Below are 20,359 nucleotides of genomic sequence, written 5' to 3'. Positions count from 1 at the left end.
CTCAAGCCCCTGGTTCCAAGGAGGACCGATTATGTTGCTGTTGTGGTTGGTAGTGCTGGTGATCGGCGCGGCATACCTCACGCACCGGCGCCTGGCGCCCTTGCAGATTCTCGGCATCATGGCGGCCTATGTGCTGCTGATGGGCATTTTCAGCAGTGCGCCCGGCTGGCTGCTGGCGCTGATCTGGGTGGTGCTCGCGCTCAAGGTCGCGCTGGTGGTGCTGCCCGAATGGCGGCGCAAGGTGTTCAGCGGCCCGGTGTTCCGCTGGTTCCAGCGCACCTTGCCGCCCATGTCGCAAACCGAGCGCGAAGCCATCGATGCCGGCACGGTCTGGTGGGACGGCGAACTGTTCAGCGGCCGCCCAGACTGGCGCACCCTGCTGGCCTACCCGGCGCCGAAGCTGACCGACGAAGAGCAGGCATTCATCGATGGGCCCACGGAAGAGCTGTGCGCCATGGTCAGCGACTGGCAGATCGGCCAGGACCTGGACCTGCCACCGGAGGCCTGGCAGCACATCAAGCAGAACGGCTTCTTCGCCTTGATCATCCCCAAGGAGTACGGCGGCAAGGGCTTCTCCGCCTACGCCCACTCCCAGGTGGCGATGAAACTGGCCACCCGCAGCGGCGACCTGGCCTCCACGGTAATGGTACCCAACTCGCTGGGCCCGGCCGAACTGCTGCTGCACTACGGCACCGATGAACAGCGCAACCACTACCTGCCACGGCTTGCTCGCGGCGACGAGATTCCCTGCTTCGCCCTGACCGGCCCGCTAGCCGGCTCCGACGCTGGCGCCATGCCCGACACCGGCATCATCTGCAAGGGCCAGTGGAACGGTGAAGAGGTGCTGGGCCTGCGCCTGAACTGGGAAAAGCGCTACATTACCCTGGGCCCTGTGGCCACCTTGCTGGGCCTGGCCTTCAAGGCCTACGACCCCGACCACCTGCTGGGCGACGAGGAAGAGCTGGGCATCAGCCTGGCCCTGATCCCCACCGACACACCCGGGGTGGAGATCGGCAAACGCCACCTGCCGCTAGGTGCAGCCTTCATGAATGGCCCCAACAGCGGCAAAGACGTGTTCGTGCCGCTGGACATGCTGATCGGCGGCCAGGCCATGCTCGGCAAGGGCTGGATGATGTTGATGAACTGCCTGTCGGTGGGGCGCTCCATTTCCCTGCCGGCGGTCGGTACGGGCGCCGCCAAGTACACCAGCCTCGTCACCGGCCAGTACGCGAACATTCGCGAGCAATTCAACGTACCGCTGGCAGCATTCGAGGGTATTCAAGAGTCGCTGGCACGCATCGGCGGCAACGCCTGGCTGATGGACAGCGCGCGTCTGCTGACGGCCAATGCCGTGGACTTGGGCGAGAAGCCGTCGGTGCTGTCGGCGATCCTCAAGTATCACCTGACTGAGCGCGGCCGCGAGTGCATCCAGCACGCCATGGACGTGCACGGCGGCAAGGGCATCATCATGGGCCCGAACAACTACCTGGGCCGTAACTGGCAAGGCGCGCCGATCTTCATCACGGTCGAAGGCGCCAATATCCTTTCGCGTAACCTGATGATCTTCGGCCAGGGCGCCATCCGCTGCCACCCCTTCGTGCTCAAGGAAATGGCCCTGGCCGGCCGCCAGGACCATGATCAGGCGCTGCGCGAGTTCGACGACTTGCTGATGAAGCACATCATGTTCGCCGCCGGCAACGCCGCCAGTACCCTGGTATACAACCTCGGGCTGGGGCGCCTGGAAAGCGTACCGGGCGATGCCCTGAGCCAGGGTTGCTTCCGCGCCCTCAACCGCCAGGCGGCAGCGTTCGCTTTGCTGGCCGACCTTTCAATGATGTTGCTCGGTGGTGCACTCAAACGCCGCGAGCGCCTGAGCGCAAGACTGGGTGATGTGCTCAGCTACCTGTACCTTTCCAGCGCAGCGCTCAAGCGCTACCACGATCTGGGCTCGCCCGAGCATATGCAGCCCTTGTTGCGCTGGGCCATGGAAGAAAGCCTGGGCCAGGCAGAGAAGGCACTGGACCGGCTGCTCGACAACTTCCCCAACCGCTTTGTCGGTTGCGCGTTGCGCGTGCTGGTGTTCCCGTTTGGCCGCCGCCATACCGGGCCGAGCGATGAACTGGATGCCGAGGTGGCGGCATTGATAGGCCGTAGCAAGGGTGACCCAGCCCTGGAAGAGCTGCTCGCCGGCTGCTTCCGGCCACAAGCTGACGGTGATCCGGTAGCAGCGCTGCAACGGGCTTGCGAACTGCTGGATGAAGCGGCGCCGCTGCACAAGGCCCTGCGCCAGGCAATCAAGGAGGGCAAGCTACAACCGGCACCTGGGGAGTCAGTGATCGATGCCGCCGTCCAGAGGGGAATATTGCAGCCTGGTGAAGGGCAACGGCTGCACGCGGCGGAACAGGCACGCCGGGACGTGATCGATGTGGATGCGTTCAGCAAGGAGCAGTTGCTACCGGAACACGGCAAGGTACGCTGACCTTAGATCGCGTGGTGGCTGGCTGGCCGGCGATAAGGCCAGCACAGCCATCACCATCCCCACCTTATCCCCAACCGGCGTATACTCCGCCCCCGTTTTTCACCACCCCGAGGACCGCCCCCATGGCCAACCCCCATCTGGAATATCACCTGCACCTGCTGAACCACCTGCGCACGATACTGGTAGCCCTGGGTGAGGCCGACCAGGTACCGGAGGAAAGCCACGTCCTGTTCCTTGAACGTTTCGACGAATTGCTGGCCCTGCTGCCGCAAGACCCGCTGGAGAGCCAGTACCTGGGCCAGGACCTGATCTGCCAGGTGATCCAGCGCTACCCGCAAATTGCCCACCTGGTTCCGCGTGACCTGCTCTGGTTCTTCGCTGGCGATTGCCTGCACTTCATGCCGGACGAAGAATTGGCCCTGTACCAGCAGCTGGAAGAGCAGCGCTACGAAGCAGAGCGCGACGGCAGGCCGTTCGACTGGCACGCGCAAAAACAGGCACTGGCGCAGGCCGCCGCTGCCCAGTGAGCGGTGACGGCAGCGGTAACAAACACGCTGTTCGCTTAGCCATTGCACCCCGGCATTGAGACTAAATCCTACAGATCCAGCTCGAGATCCCGCATAGCTTTAGCCTGTCGTGTTCATCTCCGCTCGCCGGGCGTTGTGCACGACTTACTAAAGCATATCCTAGGGAATACCAGATGAAACGTATCTATGCCGCACTGGCACTGGGTCTGATCGGCAACACAGCATTCGCCAGCAACATCATCAACTTCGAAGGCACTGTCTCAACAGGCGGCACGTGCCCTATCGACGTGGTCACGCCAGGCGGTCCGTCCTTGCCACAAATCCACCTGGGCGATTTCAGAACCGACGACTTCAAGGCCATCGGCGACCAGACAGGACTGGTCAAGTTCGCGCTCCGGGTCGATCCAATGACCTGTACGATCGGCGCCGGCGAGCAAGGTTACGTGACCTATAAGCCCAATTATGGGACCGACCCATCGGGACAGATGTACGGCTTGCAAAGCGGCGTTGGCTACAGCAGTGGTCTGAGTCTCGTCATCTATGATGAAGACGGAGCTCCGGTAGAGCCGAACACCGAATCGAAGGGCTACCTCCTTAGCGATTCAGTACCCACCGACATGAACTTCATCACCCGCCTGCAAATGACCGACTACTCCGTGACCGAAGGCCACATCAGGACCAGTGTCAACTATTTGGTCGACATTCGCTGATCACACTCTACTTCGCAGGTGCGTTTTCGCGCGCCTGCCCCCCCGGAATCGCTCACAGTACCGCCATGCCCACACTCAAGCCCTGCCTCGCCGCAATCATCACACTCGCGCTGTACCTGTCGCCCGCTGCCGCGCAGGCAGCACTCACCATCAGTACCACTCGCATCGTTCTGCCCAGTAACAAACAGAGCAGCACGGTGGTGGTCGCCAACCCCAGCAAGTCCACCTACGCCGTTCAGGCGTGGGTCAACACCGAGCAGGACGACACCACCACCGCAGTACCCTTGGTCGCGTCGCCCGCCCTTTTCCGGCTCGACCCAGGCAGCCAGCAGACGGTTCAGATCAACAACCTCCCCAATCAGCTACCGGAGGATCGCGAGTCGCTGTTTTTCTTCAATGCCCAGGAAATCCCTCAACAAAGCGATGAGGATGCGGCTCAAAACAGCCTGACCATTGCCCTGCGCACCCGCATCAAGCTGTTCTATCGACCTGCAGCGCTCTCAGGCAAGCCCGAGCAGCAGCTGGCCGACCTCAAGTGGAGCCTGCAAACCGACCGGGGCACTACCTATGTTGTGGTCGACAACCCGACTGCGTTTCACTTCACCTTTGGCCGCCTGGAACTGACGGTCGCAGGCCAGACCGAGCGCCTGGAAGCGCGTGAAATGGTGGCGCCCATGTCGCGCCAGCGCTACGCGGTGGCCTCTCACAAGGTCAACAGCCCGGCGAGCCTGCTTTTTACCACCATCAATGACTTCGGTGGCGCTACCCCTGAAATAACGCAGGCGTTAACGCCTGTCGACGCGCTGGAACGTTAAGCTCACTTGCGTGAAGGTGGGTGTTTGAGGCCAGCTTTGCCCTTGATCAAAACTGAGCCAAACCATAAGAATTATCGGAACACCCGATGCCAGCTGGTCAAAAAACGCGCGCGGTACCTTGTATTCCCCGGCCATGCCAAGGCCCAGTTGCACCTCTTGCGACGTGATGGCATGAGCATTGAGAACCGCGCAGCTTTTATTCCCACCGTGCACCTCGATGGTCACCCGTTGGTCGGTATGCATCTTGGCCCAACTCCCGATCCGGATGTCGGGTTCAGGCGTGTCTTCGCCGAACCTGAATATGCCGCTTGTCAAGCCAGCAAAAGTCGGTGTGGGCAGAAACGATGACGGGAACGGGATGACATTCAGATTGCGCGGGCTGGACTGCAGAGGCGCATCCTCGCCGACCTCGACCTCGTAATACACCGGTATGACCTTACCGCTCATGTTGACGACCCGCCGTGCTGGAACCGTGAATGAGCGGATGCCCCGCTGGCCGGGAATACAGAGGCTGCCATTGAGCCCTGGCTCCCCCCACTGCAATGCGAATGGCTCATCTGGGCCAATCTGCGCGGATTCAGGCAACTTGACAGCGATAGAGGCACCAAGCTCGTCAAGCTTGAGCTCGACACGTTGCCCTGTACCTAGCGCATCCGGGATCTCCGGCCATTCATACTCGCGCGGCAAAGGCTGAGCTTTGACAGTCAAGGTGGCCCGGCGGGCCTCGCTGCTGGGGTTGCCTGCACGATCCAGCACCTGATACCAGGCATAACGCACCCCGTCGCCTCTTTCGCGAATGAGCGCCCCGGAGAACTCGATGAGCAATGGCCCGCCGACCTCATCGGCACGGACCTCGCGGCGTTCCACCTCATCCGGCTCAAATGCTAGGGTGTCCCAGTACCAGATCAATGTATCGCCAGCGTATGGCTGATCGTACAAAGGAACATGGGCCACCAGCCGGTCATCATGGGCTTTCAGGTAGGCCTCTGTCACCTCAGGGCCGGCCAGGTCGGGGAACACCAGGGCATCCTGAGGTGCCAGCGCTGGTGGGGTTTTGTCGATGGTCAAGGTCAGGGGGGCAGAACTGTCTTCGTTCCGGTTGTAGAACACTACATGGTAGGTCACCGCCACATCACCTTCATGAAGATGCGCCACGGGCACCTCGAGAAACAGATCCTCCCCGTCCTCGAACGGTTTCTCGATGATTTTCTGATTCACTTCGACACCGTTCCACAGCAACGTCAGCGTCTCGGGATCGCGCGGCGACGGCACTGACCCTGGCCACTTGGGCACATCGATGCGCAACGGAGTGCGCAATGAGTCAACGCTCAGGAGGTTGGGCTGCCCCCCTGGCAGGTTCGGCAGCATGTCAGGCGCGCTGGGCATCGGCAGGTTGCCTGACAGCTGATCGGAGTGCTTGGCTGGCATGTTTCGCCTCTCTGTTGTTCACAGGTCAATCCTTTGCACCTACCATGTGTAACGCACCCCGACATTCGCGCCCCATGGCTGCTCGATACGGTCGCCGTTGGCGTAGTCGAAATCGGCATGCAACTGCAATCGATCGTTCAGCGATACCGCCAAACCGGCCCCCAACTCACCCCGTGAGCCGGAGAGGTCGTTGTCGAAGCGATGATCGTTGACCTTCACATCGTTGTTACTGATGAACTCATGGGCATAGGCCAGACGCAGATAGGGTTGGATGAAGCGCCCATCGTTCAGGTCGATGGTCTTGCCCAAGGTGGCACCGGCTTTGCCCACCAATGACCGAGTATCGTCGCCACGCGCCTGCAGGCCATTGTCCAGGTGGTAGTCCTTGCCCTCGATCGAGGCCAGCGACCACTGGGTGTAGGGCTCGATGAAGTACCCGTCGGCAATTTCGAAGTGGCGGCCAAACTCCGCCGAAGCCCCCACGCCAAAGTTGTCGTAGTCCCCCTTGGTGCGCTGGCCGTCACTGAGCGTGACTTCGGAACTGTTGTCGAAACGGTTGGCCTTGAGTACGCCATCGAAGTAATAGCCAGTTTGCGCATCGAGCCAGGTGGTGTACAGGCCCAGGTAGTAACTCTTGACCTGCGCCGAGGCACCACGGGTCAGGTTCAGGTCGGAGTTGCTGTGGCCAGCGAGCACACCCACCTTCCACTGCCCATCGCCCCACGGCAACGGCGCATCGGCACCGACCGAGAAGCCCTGCTGCACCTGTTGGTAGGCACTGCCGGCGCTTGCCGAGACGTTGAACTTGTTACCGTAGGCGCGCACCCAGGCACCGGTGTTGCCCTCATCGCGGCGCAATTCGCCCATGCGACCGCGCAACGTGGTCAGCTCGCCATACCAAACGGTGGGCGCGGTATTGAACAGCGCCAGCACCGATACGGTACCGGGGCTGATGATCTGCCGCGAGCCATCGAGGTACCAATCGTTGCCACGCTGCACCAGCTCATAGGAAAACGCACCGACATCGACCGCCCCATTGAGCAGGGAAAACGTCGCATCGCCAGCGCCAGCGTGCACCAGGTGCAACTGGTTTTCCGCTGCAGGTTCTGCCCCGCTGCTGCCCACCAGCAAGGTGTGGCTGCCGGTGGCCGTTCCGGTTACATCGAGAAAGTCGGTTTCGCCAGTGCTGAAGTCGGCATCCATGACGAAGGTGCCCTGGCCACTCAGGGTGCCAAGGGTCAAACGCTGGTAATCGTTCGCCTGGCCGAAGTGGACCGCACCGCCATTCATCGCCATGGCGCCTACGCTGCTGTCCTCGACCATGGTCCAACTGGCCTGGTTGTTCAAGGTCAGGCCATCGACGTTTTCCAGGCGCCCCGTCAGGCTGGCCTGATTGTCCAGGCGCAGGTTGGCACTGGAGCCCTCCTCCACCCGCACATCACCCTGCAAGGCGCTGCCGTCGACTTGCATGTCCACATGCGAGCCGCCTTGCACCTCGAGAATGGCACCGTTGCTGCCCTGCAGCGAAGAACCAGGGCCAACCACGATGTCGGCATCAACTGCCTCGTAGCCATCTCCACCGACCACGATCGCCGAGCCATCCAGCCCTTGCACCCGAGTGCCGGCAAGGGTGATCTGGGTAGCACCGGGGAAGGCCGAATCACCGTTCACCTGCAAGCCTGCGCGCGCACCGATCAAGGTGCTCTGCTCGGCCACCAAGGTCGAGTTGCCGAACATCCTGACGGCGCTGGAAGCGCCAGTACCGACCACGGTACTGCGCTCCAGCCGCAAAGCCGAGCCAGCGCTAACGCTGGCCCCCCCACGGGCACCTTCGATGTGACTGTCGTTGACCACTGCACTGGAACCACCGCTGGCTGTGCGCAACAGGCGCAAGCCGATACGCTCACTCACCACCTTGGAGTTGTCGCTGATGATGGCGTGCCCGCCTCGCTCCACACCGATGCCATCGCTGGTCGCGGTCACGCTGCTGCGCTGCAGGTTCAACCGGCCGCTCTCCCCTATCGAGATGTCTTGGGTACTAGCACCGTTGGCGTCGAGTTGGGCATCAGGCGCGACGAAATAACTGTCAGGCGCAGTGTCGCCATCGATGCTCAGTTGATCGTCGACGATGGTAGCCGCGCCGGCCGGCGCCGACAGTAAGAGCAAGGCTGAAGCCTTGAGCAAGGCGCTCGTCAGCGGCGACAGCGCGTAAGTGCGGACAATGGTCATTAGAAACACCTTTGAATGCCGAAGGGAAAAGTTGACCCGAAGGCCCAAGGCGCACAAAGCTATACCCGCACTTCAGATTTGGTTGTAGGAAAAGTCCTAAAAATCAGCGGGGATTTCTTAATAACGACTACGGAGCACTGCCATTGGCAGCGCTCCGCTCCAACTCAAGGGCCTGAGATATCGCACGTTAGGCCTGCCGAGTGGATCGAGACCCGAGCATGGTCCTCTGCCGACTCGATCGGCGTTTGAGTCCCTACCGATTTGTAGCTGACATACCCATTGGCATCGGTGTGGGTGCCGTCGTACAGGTAAATCGGCAATACATAATCCTCGTAGGGGATACGCCAGACAAAACCATTGATATTATTTGTATCGAGCTCGATCTCACGCGCAAAACCGACCGGAATGGTTTGGTCGGTGCCATAAACTGTGGCTCGCCAAATCATCTCGACCTTATTGCCAATTTCGAAGCCGACCTCAGCAAGGTCCGGCACAGTAACGCGCAAAGCGGGGTCGTCCGCGTGAGGAGGGTCGCTCCAGATTGATTGGCAGTTAAGGTAGCCAGTATCAGTCACGCCCTGGAAAGCAGGTGCATCAGTTCGGATCACCACGCCGGAAACATCCACGCTAGTAGGCTTGGGCTGCGTGCCATTAGGGTTGCCCGGGCGGTGAATGGCGTAATGCATCGAGATAGTGCCGTTGCCCCCTGCCGCGACGACATCCCATTGGATGTCCATCTCTAGCTCTTCACCCAGATCATCGCTGGTGATCTCATGCTCAACGCCAAGTACCTTCTCACCCCTCCAGAACAGCGTGACGACATCTCCCTCTTTGAACGCCGGATCCACCGGCACAACCACCTTCACAGGCTTATCGGCGTCGCTTGCATCCAAGCTGTTCTTGGTATTGGAGACCGCGCCATAGACCTCGGCAGGGTCCAGCTTGCCATTGATCGGCCCAGGCCAATCGGGATCAGGGGCCGGATCGACAGGGCCGATACGCTCGAGATTGACGTTGAACGTGAAGTCCTTTTCACCTTTGTTCAGCAACGGGACCGAACCTCGCTTGACCTCGTAGGTTACAGTTACAGGGACGTCACCTACTCCTGTATCGCCGCCGTATTCCTCCCAAATCAAACTCTTGTCGATCCCGAACGGCATTGGGAAGATACCCTCGCCCACGGTACGCCAGGCGGTAGACTTGGATCCCCAATGAACCCTGACTTCATCGGTTTCTTTGGCATTGTCGAATACAGGAACATGCACCTGAACATCCAATGCAACGTCTGCCTGGTCGATCAGGCCATCTACGGCCAACTCCACCTGCGGCGCTTGAAAGGTGGTAGGCCACGGGCCAAGTGCAACGCCGACCTCGAGGGGCTGGGAGGCCGAACTGTAGTTCCTGGCTTTGTCAGCCAAGGCATAGACCACTTTGACACCACCGTCCTTCACCCTCTCGATAACCTCCAGCGGAACCGTCAGATCCTGGGGTAAAGCGCCTACAGGCACTGACAAGTCTGGTGACGGTAACGGATCGGGCAGTTCCTTGAGCCACCATACATGGACGGTATCGCCAGGTTTAAAGTCGGAATACTCAGCCAGCTCGAGTTTCACCTGCCCTTTGTTCGCATCAATGACAGTGGGGATATCCGCAAACTTCGGCGGTAATAGATTTTGGTAGGGCGCCACTCTATCGAAAATCAGCGTCTGGTCCGCGGAACTGGAAACGTTACCACTTGCAGCAGTTACCGTATAATGGAAGGTTTTAACGCCGTCCCCCATCCCGTCCAGGGCGTCTTGTGGAATTCGGATTTGCAGCGGAAACGTAGGTTTATCCTGAGGATCATAGTTCTCAAGAAAAAAAGGCGCCGGACTATGATCGAGATAGACCTTAAGCGTGTCATTCTCGACCGGATCGGAAAACGGCCACGCGGGAATTTTGAAATGAAACGCAGCAGGCAAATCGTCCTTCGCCCGAAGAGCGTCACCTACTACCGTCATGTCGTTGGTATCTGCAATAAACTCGGAATCCACAGCGGGTGCCGGTAATGTACCCGGCGCCTGCGATCGAAGCATACGCTTTCTACGTACTTCCTGGCGCACCTGTTCGGCAGCAGACACTTCGCAATTTGAACGTTCCATATCAATTCTTCCCCTTCGTTATTCGGAGACTGTTTGGTACAACGCACCTGCAGTAACTATCTGCACACCCGCGAGGTGGCACAACTGGCAGTTTTATCAGGTTGCGAAACGCCACGGGCGTGCTACAGGGGTTCGACTGAACGTCAAGAGGACTGGCTGACCAGCCTGTCCAGCGGATCGTAGCCATACGCCGCTTCAATGCCGGCTGAGGGCAGCACCACGCTTACCAGACGCCCCAATGGGTCGTAGGTCAGGTTGCGCCCCTCCTCGTCGCGCGTCATGTTGCCGTCGGCGTCGTACAGCAGTTCCACTTCTTTGGGATAATCGCCATGGTTATTACGCACCCAGTGCAATTGCACCGGATCAGGCAGGTCGAATACATAAGTTGCCATATTCTGGCCTTCGGGGAATATCGTGCGTACGCGGGTGATATTGTCCAAGTTGTCAAAGCCGAATACCTGCTCCCGTATGACTTTGCCGTAGGGGTCTACCGGGGCATAGCCGTCCTCTGCCGTGCACGTGTACTTGGTCAACCGGCCACGGCCATCGTATTCGTAATGTTCATGGCGCAGTTCAGTCTCCCCCGCCAGCAGGTATTTGTCGCGCAACTGGTCAGTGGGGTAGTACTCCTGGCTCAGCGTCTGCTCCTGCTCGCCCATGTCGAACGTGCGGTGTATTTCACGGCCGAACTCATCGTATTCGAGGGTCGTCTTCAAATACTGTTCGCCGTCACGGGTTTCATACACCTCAAGGCGCCCCAATGGGTCATATTCGAACGTTGAACTGAGTGTTCCCAAGGTCGTGGAAGCAAGGCGCCCTTGCTGATCGTACTGGTACGTCTGCACCTGCCCAAGCACATCCGTGTACTCCAGTTCCCGCCCCAGCAGGCTGGCGCGATAGTGCATCTCGAAGGGCGGCTGGTCGCCAACCTGGCGTTTTTCGTACTTCAACTGGCCGGTACTGAAATAATCGCGCTCGAGCCCCTCGCCCTGTTCGTTGCACTTGGTCAGCCTGGCATTTTGTCCATCGTAGTCATACTGGGCCCGCACCTCAGTGGTTTCCACATACCGCTCCAACGGCTCCTCGCCCAATTGCGGCGCATAGCGGTACTTGATCTGGGCGCCCGCTGCGGTCACTACCGCTTCGGGCTGGCGCTGGCCTGGGGCAAAGTGCTGGACACGGCGGCGTCCCCCGGTGGTGGACTCGATCATGCGGTCCAGCCCGTCGAAACGTTGCGTCCCCAACACCACCCCACCGACGTCGATCGCTACCGGCAGGTCCTCGCCGCTGTGTGGCGCATAGTCGCGGTGTACCACGGCACCATTGGCGAGGGTTTCGTCGCGCAGGCGGTCGAACTCGTCGTAGGTGAAGCGTTTGCTGGCCTGCGCGGCGTCGATCTCGCGGCACTTGCGCCTCAGCCCGTCGTAGAAGTGCTGTTCGACACTGTATGAATTGCCGCCGGCATCGAAGCGCTCGATCCGGGTCGGCTGCTGCGCCAGGTCGAGCCAGGTACGCGTCACGCCAGTCTTGAGCGTGCCATCGGCCGACTCGCTCCAGGCATCGCGCAGGGGGCCGTCGGCACTAGCATCACCGATCGGGTCGAGCTGATCATAGTGTTTCGCGCCATCGGCGCCGATTTCGCAATACCGCTCACCCCATGCGTCATACAGGTAATGCGAGGGTAACGGCAGTTCGGTTTTGCGGTCGCTGTAGTCCAGCCAGTCGTATTCGACTTCCTCTACCAGGTCGCCCAAGGCGTCGTACCTGGCCTGGTACTTGATGCGGTAGTCCTGAGCCTTCGCCGGGGTATCGGCATCGGCATCCTGGCGTTCTTCTTCGACCACACGGTTCAGGCCGTCCACCCAGCTGCGGGTGATAACGTGCTTCACATCGGCCATGGTCTGGCTGGCACGCCCACCCGTGGCGCCCACCAGGGTGTAGGTATAGGTGCGTGAAGCCGTGTACTGGGGGTCATTGGGCGACACGGTTTCCTGGGTCACCCGCCTCAACGGGTCGTATTGGTAGGCAATCTCGACCTGGTTGTCGTCGAGGTTGAGCAGCGGCTCGTTGATCAGCACACAGTGCTGCAGGGTGACAGTCTTGCGGGCGTCGCGCCGGCTACCATCCTCCAACTCCTCATCGTGATCGAACCCGGTATGGGTCTGCACAGTCTGCAACACGTTGCCAGCGTCACCTGTGAGCTTTTCATAGGTGTAGGCAACCTGGGTGATGTAGCTGACCTCGCTAGGCAAGCCACTCTCGGCCCGGGTGGTCGTCTCGCACTCGAGACGGCCATGACGCAGGGCATCTGCGGCGTCATCGAAATACAGGCTCTCCTTGGCCTGAATCGTCAGCGTGGCATTGCCTTCATGCACTTGCAATTGCGCCTGGCGCTCCAGCAGGTAGTGGTCGGCGCCCTGGCTGCCGCCAAGGGTGTCGAACGTCCTGTAGTAGTAGCGGTTAGACAAGGTTTGCGCCTGGCCCTCGGCGTCGGTGGCCGGGTACCGGGTCTCTTCCTTGGTCGTGCGCACGAAACCGTACGGGTCGGGCGGGCAATCGTCGCCTTCGCCCAGGGCCGGGTAGTAACTGTGGCGGGTGTATATCGTTCCGGCCAGGGTTGGCGCTTCCAGCAGTTTGCCTTGGGCATCGTAGCGGGGCACGGCCACTTCGGACTTGAGGGTCAGGTTGCCATGCTCGTCGTAGCGGGTGATCAGCACTTCTTCGCGCAGCTGGTTGCCGCGTTTCCAGCGTTGGGTCGTGCTGTAAGGGAGCTGGAAGTTGTTCGGTTGCCGGGCGAAGGTCAGCCCGGGGAGCTCATGGTAGGCGGTCTCGGCTTCCTGGATGTGTTCATCCTGGTTGGTGACCTGCTTGCTCAGCAGGTGGAAGCGGTTGAATGTACGGGTGATGGTGCGCAGGGGCTGCTCCACACCCTCATCGTCGAGCAGCCACTGTGTGGCGGTGGAGCCGTAGGTGAAATACTGGTCGGTGGAGTCGTAGAGATGATCCTCGCCATCGTCCTTCCACTGGATCCCGCTGCCATAGCCCAGGAAGTTGTTGCTGGTGTAGTCGTAGGTGGTGATCATCGGTGGCTGGTCGGCCCCGGGGTCGACCTGGTGGCGGGTCACCCGAGGCAGGGGGTCGGGCAGCTGGCCGGCGCCGGGGAAGGTATGGCCGTCGTCATCGTAGGCGATGGTCTCGACGGCGCCGCTGGGGGTGGCTACCTCGCTCAGGAGGAACAGGCCACGCTGTTCACGGTACTTGAAGCGCCAGCTGGCCTTGTCGTCGGTGGGCAGCACCACGGCGTCGATGCAGCGCCTGGCCGGCGAGCCCTGGCTGCTGAGCTTGAGTTCGTAGCGCGCCAGGGGCGCGCCCCCCGGGCCGGACCCCGGATGCAGGTCGATCAGTACCCTGGCGCTCTCGTAGGTCAGCGTGAGCAGAGACGGCCCGGCCTGCGTGATATGGTTGAGGCAGGGGGCATTTTCGGCGTAGGGGTTTTGCGTGTGCTCAAGGGTGATGGCATGGCCGGAGGCGGCTTCGACCCGCACCGGCAGGGCCACGCGGTTGCTTTGCGGGCCGTGGAGCTCGAGGAATTCGACCAGGCCGGTCTTGTGCACCACGCGAAAGTGCTCGGCATCATCGACATGGAAGTGGAAGCTTTCCAGCTTGCGCTCGGGAATGGCGTAGTCGTTGCTGTCGCCGACGACCTTGTAGCGCTCGCCGGTGTGCAAGGTGAGCATGTTGCTCGCCGGCACGTATTCGGTAAGGTTCAACGTCCAGCCGACACCGAAGCCCGAATCCTGGTTGTTGAGTGGGTTGTAGGCCAGGCGCAGCGGCAATGACGGGCCGCTGAGGTCGTTACCGACCAGTTCGGGCAGTTCGATGGCCAGGGTGTACTGGCCGGTGCGCGGGTCCACGCTGTTTTGCACGAAGCTCAAGAAATTGAAGGCGTTGGAATGCACCAGAGTCTTGGTAGTCATGACCTGTTCCTGATAGCGGTTGGTTTTTATCGCAAGCGCCCCGCGCAGCCGCAGGGCGCTTGCCGGTTCACCAGAGGCGCAACTCAACGGTGTTACGGTGGCCCGTCACCGTCGGGCCAGGGTAATCGATCACGATCGGATGCAGGTTGCCGTACAAGTCCCGAAGCCTGAACTTCAAGCCCCCCTCCAGGTGCTCGCGGTAATTGCGGTATTCCTCGCCGTTACCCATCTTGTCATGCCAATAAACGAGGTCATCCATGCGGTGGAGGCTGACCATCAAGTCACCCGGCGCAGGCCCCTTGCCTGGCACCAAATCTTCCTCCAGGTCCTCGAAGCCGATTTTTTCTTCGGCAAACAAGGCGCGCAGCCAGGGGTCGATAATGAGCCCTGGAGGCGAGGATGGGTCTTCGCCCTCATAGGGGTTGAAGGCGTAGGCCAGGTAGCTGGCAAAGCTTTCATCCAACTGCTCGCTTTCCCAGCGCACTGCCGAAAGCGCAGCAACAGGCTCACAGAGCAGGAACTTTACGTTAGGCCCAGAGCCATGAAGCCTGTACGAGAGCGTCCAGTAGTCGAGCGATGCCGTCCAATAGCTGAATGGGTCGTCCAGTCCCCCTGCATTGCTGCCACGGATCTCCTTGATCCGATCGCGTTGCAGGTTGTAATGGCTGGCGTCGAGCGTTGGCGGGGCTACGCTCTGAATGTCGGTCTTGCCGTTCTTATCACGAGAGTCATATTCGCCACCCCCATCTTTGGTGAACTTGGCATAGATCGTCCGGGTGTTGGTCGCCTGGCCACTCTGCAGATACAGATACCGTCGGCGGGTCGCCTCAGGGTCGCCAGTAATCGCCGGTGACGTAGTGGCGGTTTGAGGGTGGAAGCGGTTCGGCAGCACAGCCACTGCCCAGTCGATACCGCTGCCAGGTGGCAAACCTTCCTGCTCCGGCGCCAGGAACTCCAGTTGGGTACTGCCAGCGTCATAATACAGTTTGAGCGTGGAGAGCTCAGTGGGTGACAGCGGTTGCTTCGGTTGCCCGCTAGGCGTCGAGGTTTCGATCGTCACCAGGATTTCGACCTGTTGCATGCCGTTGGCGTAGCACGTGTTCGAACCCGTGATCGCCAGGCTGAACTCGGTGAGGGCGGTCCAGGTAGGCGGTTCCACCGCTTCGGCGGCCAGTTCGACGACCGCATAGCCGCTTTGGCGTGGGGGGAAATTCGCCATCACCACCGTGACCTTGCTCTCTGGCTTCGGTGGGGGGGTGAACTCCCCCGTCTCACTATCAATAAAGCCCTCTCCGAAAAGCGACCACTCAATGCCTTCGTTCCCTCCTTCCACCTGGAATGTGATCGGCTGCGTGGCATCCACTGCCGGCACATGCGCCGGAGTGACGGTCAATGTGGCGCTAAAGGCAATGATGACCACAGTGGCCTCAGCGAAATGGCCACTACTGGTATCGGTGGCGCGAATGCGCTGCAGCAGAATCTGCGGCACGTTCTGTTCCGGCGTATCGGGTAGGAATGTAGCGATATTCCCGCTTGGACTCAGCTCGCCATAGATCTCCCCCTCCAGGCTCCAGGACCAGGATGCGGCCCCCCCCGTCGTACTGGCTATCAAGCTGATAGCAGCTTCTCCCCTGCGCCAGGTGACTGCGCTGGGTGAGATGGACACTCGCTCGGCGTGCTCGACGGCGATCGAGGTGCGCACCTGGTTCTGTCCGCCGTCTTCGAAGGCGTTGGATACCACGACCACTTGCTGATTCTGCCTGAAAGCAGGGCGCGCTGACGCCTCGTAGGTGCCGTCTGGCCGCATCGTCCCCGTGCTTTGGCGTTGGAGGTTGGCGGCGGTCCACTGGGACGCCGTTGCGTTGGCCTGGGTGCCGCGGCCATTGACCAGTTTGAACGCCCTGACGCCGCCGGCCTCGATCTGCGCCTGCAAAGGCTCGACGAACCACGAGCGCTCTGTGGCGCTTACCTGCGTGAAAGTGACGCGGTCCAGCGGATCATGTGTCTCACCCTCGCCCAGCACATGCGCGTTAGGTAGCGCCAGGTGCCCTGCAACACCCGGGACCTGGAGCGGAAAGAACTTGCGCAACCGATCGTGCATCAACACCGTGGCATTGAATGCTGCCCCACCTTGGATATCGACATCGTCGGGGATCAGATAGGGGAAACGCCCATCATTGGTCGGTAACCCGCCAGGCTCATCATCCGCACGCAACTGGCAGAACAGCACAACGGCCCCTGCTCCCTCTTGCGCGGCCTTGGCAGCATCAGGATGCGGCTGGGTCAGCACCTCGAAGCGCTGCACGCTCAACGGCCCTTTGTTCTGGAAGTCGAGCGTGGCCACCGTGAACAGCTGCCGATAGGCGGGCAACGACTGGATGCGCGCACCCATGGCCTGGGCGATCTCCAGTTCCACCTCCCTGGCCAGGCCCAGCTGGCAGTCGAAACCCTCTGCCTGGGACATGTCGATCGCCAGCTTGCCGCTGCCATCGATAAGCCCCGTGACAACGGTCAGGCTCACGGTCATCTGCACGCGATGCCCCAACTCCGCGCCGAGGTTGGTGCTCTGCAACATGACTGGCGGCTGCGCGGGGGTGTCGAACATCTGCGTCATGGTGCCCGCGAGAATATCCAAGGTAAGCGTGGCCTTGTTGTCGGCCAGTTGGGCTGCTTCGAACGACAGCCGCGGCACGCCGAACACCAGGTTGTTCAACACGATTTGTTCATCCGGCCTTTCGCCCGGTGACAGCTCCAGGGTGAATGGCAGCAGAAAGCTCAGGTCTCTGAAGGCCTCGAGATAGCGCTGTTCGAGCATCTTGTTGAGTTGCTCCCCCTCGAGCGCGATGATCGCGCCCCAGCCGTTCATGACTTGGCCTTGTGCCAGGCGTTGGAGAATCTGATCTTTGCTGTTTGAGATCATGAGCTTGCTCCATTTTCAATAATGGGCGCCACGTCCAGATAGGGCATGGGCAGGATGGCGTAGGTCCACCAATAGCCACGAGCGCCCTGCTCGTAGGCCGCCACTACGGCATAGCTGTCACTACCATCGGCAGCAGGCGTGTACAGGCCCAGTTCTAACGTTCCGTTGCCCCTGACCAGAAACCAATCGGCATCTTCGGGGGGGACCTGGTAATGGCCATCCTGGGTATCGGTCCAGAACTCTAGCTGCACGGCGCCGTCAGCCATCGGCTGGTACGTGAACCAGTGCGTTTCGTTGCGCAGCGGCAACAGCACGTCGATGGTTTGGCTGTCGTTTCCCCCTTCGACGATGATCTGCTCGAAGGCCATGAGATCGGAAAGGTCGACTGCGGAAAACTTGCAGCCCGCCGCCCGCCGGGCCTGCCACTGCTCGGAGGGCACCGGCATGAGTTTGCCGTAACGCTCGTCGAACGCCATGGTCGCGGCGCTGCTTTTCTTGGGCACGACATACAGGCGACCATCCTGCACGTCCGGAAGAGGGTCAGGGTCGGTCTGGATCGACCCGATCGCATTCTCCGACATACGCCATTGGAGGTTACTGCCTTGTAGCGAAGCGCCTGAAACCTTGTAGACGTTATCCTTGGTGGCGAGTTGCTGGGCGGTCATGATGACCGGGTCAAGGGCAATGCTGCGCTTGATGACGGTGACCAGGGCCCGGCTGATATGCTCGCCGCTGGTGGCCGTGACGATGACCACCTTCTGCGCATGGGGAATTGTCGAGGCGGCCATGGGCGTGTACTTGCCGTTGCCATCGATGCTGCCGCAATCACCCTCTTCATCCGGCAAGTTGCTCACTGCCCAGGTGACCCCGCTGGATGGCTCGGCGGTGAATTGATAGAACGAGCCGGCGCCGATGGTCACTTCAGTGGCATTGAGTTTGAGGGCTGTTCTGGAGGGGGCCAGATACCCAGGAAGTACGACATCACCGGGGAGGTGGGCTTCATCAGGCTGTATGACCTCCGCTCCGCCCCTGAACAACAACCCATGAATCAGAAACAGATTGAGATCGTTAGTGGCACCAGCGAAACTGTCGATGGCCCCAGTGACCGCTTCTTTGACCTTTTCGCCTCCTACTCTGTTCGTTTCGGTTATGACCTCATACATGGCTGGATAATCCTTGGCATAATCATACCAGTCCGACCTAACTCCCAGCCTACACAACATTGCGTAGCCTAGGAACTGCATTCGACACTGATTTTGATCATCGAGTCCGAACCTAAAAGTAGCAGTCCCGGTCCAACCGAAATCAGACTCACCGGCATACCACCCCTGCCCTGTATTCGTGCCGGCCTCGACAAAAGTGTTATTGTCCCCGGACCAAGCGAGTTCTAGCTCTTCTGAAAGCTGGGATTGCTTCGCAAGGAACGTACCCACCCCAAAAACCGGATCAGGTGCAAACGGAAGATTGAATCCATTTTGATAGTCCAGATAAGGCCTGGCACTCTGATCGGTCGTATAGCGCGGTGCTTTAAATACGCCTCGCGTAGCTTCAATCCCCTGAATGAACGTCTGTCTCCCGTCACCGTCGCCCGATATTTTGAACTCGAAAGGGCTATCAGCGTTGGCACTATTGAGTCCGGCAAACCATTTTGCCACCAACCGTGTTACGAAATATTTTTGAGAAAAAATCACATTGGTACTATAGGGCGTTTCACCATCGGGTAGCAGGTAATGAAAATCTTCATCAGTCGCCGGCAAGCTGCCGTTTTCACCTCCCTGCATTGTTACGAACAGCAGCACAGCACCTTCGCCACCCGTCGCATTGGGCTCGGCATGGGTCCTGATCAAAAAACTGGCTGGCTGTACAAACTCGTCCGGCGCAACCTTGAGCGTATTCAAAGTTAACTTTTTCTTTTCGTCAGGCCAATTGGAAAAGATCTCTTTGTAGCGCGCACCGCCCACCAGGTTCTCTTCCGGGTAGTCTGAAAAGGTCAGGTAAAATTCCCAAGTCGGGTTGCTCAAGTCGATGACGACCTTTGCCTCCCCATTCTGTACTGGCTCGATAACACCCGGCGAATTGCCCAAGCGCACACGCACATGCAATACAGGCCCATTCAGTGCATCGGCCAGTTTAATGGAGTTGAACCGATAACCACCGTTCAGGTCGAAACCCACGTGAAACTGGCGGCCGCCCACGATGTGCATCGACAAATCTGCTGTACTGTTACCCAGCTCGGCATCCTCGAACTTCAGGCGGGGCTTGTCTAGACGCTGCCCTTCAGAAACTTGCCAACCCTGGGTGATGGGTACAGCGAAGGTCAGCGTTTCAAAGTATGCCGTACTTTCGAAACGATCTATGTATTCCTGTACCAGCAAATCATTGGCCTTGTTACGGTCATACGCGACAATCGCATCCCAGCCCAAAGTGCGAGGCTTTTCGCGCATGAAACTCAGGAAATCTTCAAGCGATTCTCTAGCCATTTTTCTGTCCTCGATTGCATGATCAACGGCTATTGAGCCATTGTTAAATAGCGTGTGGAGAACGTCGTAGTCACGTCCTGTCGATCGACGTTCTCGACGTTCACCGTTACGTGGCTTTCAAACATTTCACCGAGCTTCTGCGCCCTCACTACGTCTCCCGGGATTGTGAGTGCGATTACTCTTGCGTCGACTTCGTCTGGATGCCTGGCCATTCCATCGAACAGCCAGATCATCATCGTCCAAGGTCTCAAAATCGATTTCATCGTCGGTCGTGAGTATTTCGATGATCGGAGCGGGTGGCGGCGTTAGCGGCTCGACCGTCTGTTCAAGTCGGCGTGACATTGGCCTATTCCTCGTGGGCTCAGGGCTCATTTATAAGCGCGTTTGAGCCACCCGCCTACTAGCAAAATTAACAGGTCAAGCGTGTTAAGCACCGCTTCAAACATCGGCTTTCAATCGGTCTCAGACACGGTAGCCACCACGCCTGAACAGGTCCCTGGCGTGCTGATTATTAATGTCGCTGCTCTTATTTTTAATAACGCCGCAAGCGGAAAAGGTGCGGCAATCAACAGCCGGCACACAACCCGGCATAACAAGTCATGTGCCGACATAGGGAATGATGAACGCAGTAACTTCAGCGTGCTGGCCAGTTA

At 59.8% G+C, this 20,359-nt stretch carries 10 protein-coding genes; 4 read left to right on the top strand and 6 right to left on the bottom strand.

The features are described from left to right. Positions 1 to 31 precede the first annotated feature (31 nt). The 4 genes from JNA92_RS01420 (at position 32) to JNA92_RS01405 (ending at position 4,531) form a co-directional block, all read left to right on the top strand. Positions 32 to 2,479, top strand: coding sequence for an acyl-CoA dehydrogenase (locus JNA92_RS01420; RefSeq protein WP_241803015.1), 2,448 nt, complete (start codon positions 32 to 34; stop codon positions 2,477 to 2,479). 122 nt (positions 2,480 to 2,601) lie between these two features. After that, positions 2,602 to 3,006, top strand: coding sequence for a PA2817 family protein (locus JNA92_RS01415; RefSeq protein WP_241803014.1), 405 nt, complete (start codon positions 2,602 to 2,604; stop codon positions 3,004 to 3,006). Positions 3,007 to 3,179: 173 nt separating this feature from the next. Further along, positions 3,180 to 3,716: a fimbrial protein gene (locus JNA92_RS01410; RefSeq protein ID WP_241803013.1), complete on the top strand. Its 537-nt coding sequence runs from the start codon at positions 3,180 to 3,182 to the stop codon at positions 3,714 to 3,716. 65 nt (positions 3,717 to 3,781) lie between these two features. Then, on the top strand, positions 3,782 to 4,531 hold the full coding sequence (locus JNA92_RS01405) for a fimbrial biogenesis chaperone (RefSeq protein WP_241803012.1): 750 nt from the start codon (positions 3,782 to 3,784) through the stop codon (positions 4,529 to 4,531). Here JNA92_RS01405 and JNA92_RS01400 read toward each other — a convergent pair. From JNA92_RS01400 to JNA92_RS01375, 6 genes are all read right to left on the bottom strand, one after another. Continuing rightward, entirely contained in the window at positions 4,502 to 5,959 is a 1,458-nt protein-coding gene (locus tag JNA92_RS01400) for a hypothetical protein (RefSeq protein WP_241803011.1), read from the bottom strand. The genes JNA92_RS01405 and JNA92_RS01400 overlap by 30 nt on opposite strands. A gap of 39 nt (positions 5,960 to 5,998) precedes the next feature. Beyond that, positions 5,999 to 8,188, bottom strand: coding sequence for an autotransporter outer membrane beta-barrel domain-containing protein (locus JNA92_RS01395; protein ID WP_241803010.1), 2,190 nt, complete (start codon positions 8,186 to 8,188; stop codon positions 5,999 to 6,001). A 164-nt stretch (positions 8,189 to 8,352) separates the two neighbouring features. Beyond that, entirely contained in the window at positions 8,353 to 10,329 is a 1,977-nt protein-coding gene (locus JNA92_RS01390) for a hypothetical protein (RefSeq protein WP_241803009.1), read from the bottom strand. Between the two features lie 143 nt (positions 10,330 to 10,472). Next, the gene (locus tag JNA92_RS01385; protein WP_241803008.1) at positions 10,473 to 14,306 is read right to left on the bottom strand and encodes a sugar-binding protein; all 3,834 of its coding nucleotides are present in this window, start codon (positions 14,304 to 14,306) and stop codon (positions 10,473 to 10,475) included. 67 nt (positions 14,307 to 14,373) lie between these two features. Further along, positions 14,374 to 17,226 carry a hypothetical protein gene (locus JNA92_RS01380; RefSeq protein ID WP_241803007.1) on the bottom strand — a complete coding sequence of 951 codons (2,853 nt, stop codon included), beginning with the start codon at positions 17,224 to 17,226 and terminating at the stop codon, positions 14,374 to 14,376. Further along, on the bottom strand, positions 17,223 to 19,706 hold the full coding sequence (locus JNA92_RS01375) for a hypothetical protein (protein ID WP_241803006.1): 2,484 nt from the start codon (positions 19,704 to 19,706) through the stop codon (positions 17,223 to 17,225). Before JNA92_RS01375 ends, JNA92_RS01380 begins: the two co-directional genes overlap by 4 nt. Between the last annotated feature and the right edge of the window lie 653 nt (positions 19,707 to 20,359).

The sequence above is a fragment of the Pseudomonas putida genome (assembly GCF_022627325.1).
Classification (GTDB): domain Bacteria; phylum Pseudomonadota; class Gammaproteobacteria; order Pseudomonadales; family Pseudomonadaceae; genus Aquipseudomonas; species Aquipseudomonas putida_X.
The sequence above is the reverse complement of the archived record's forward strand: the minus strand, read 5'-3'. Positions and strand labels throughout refer to the sequence as shown.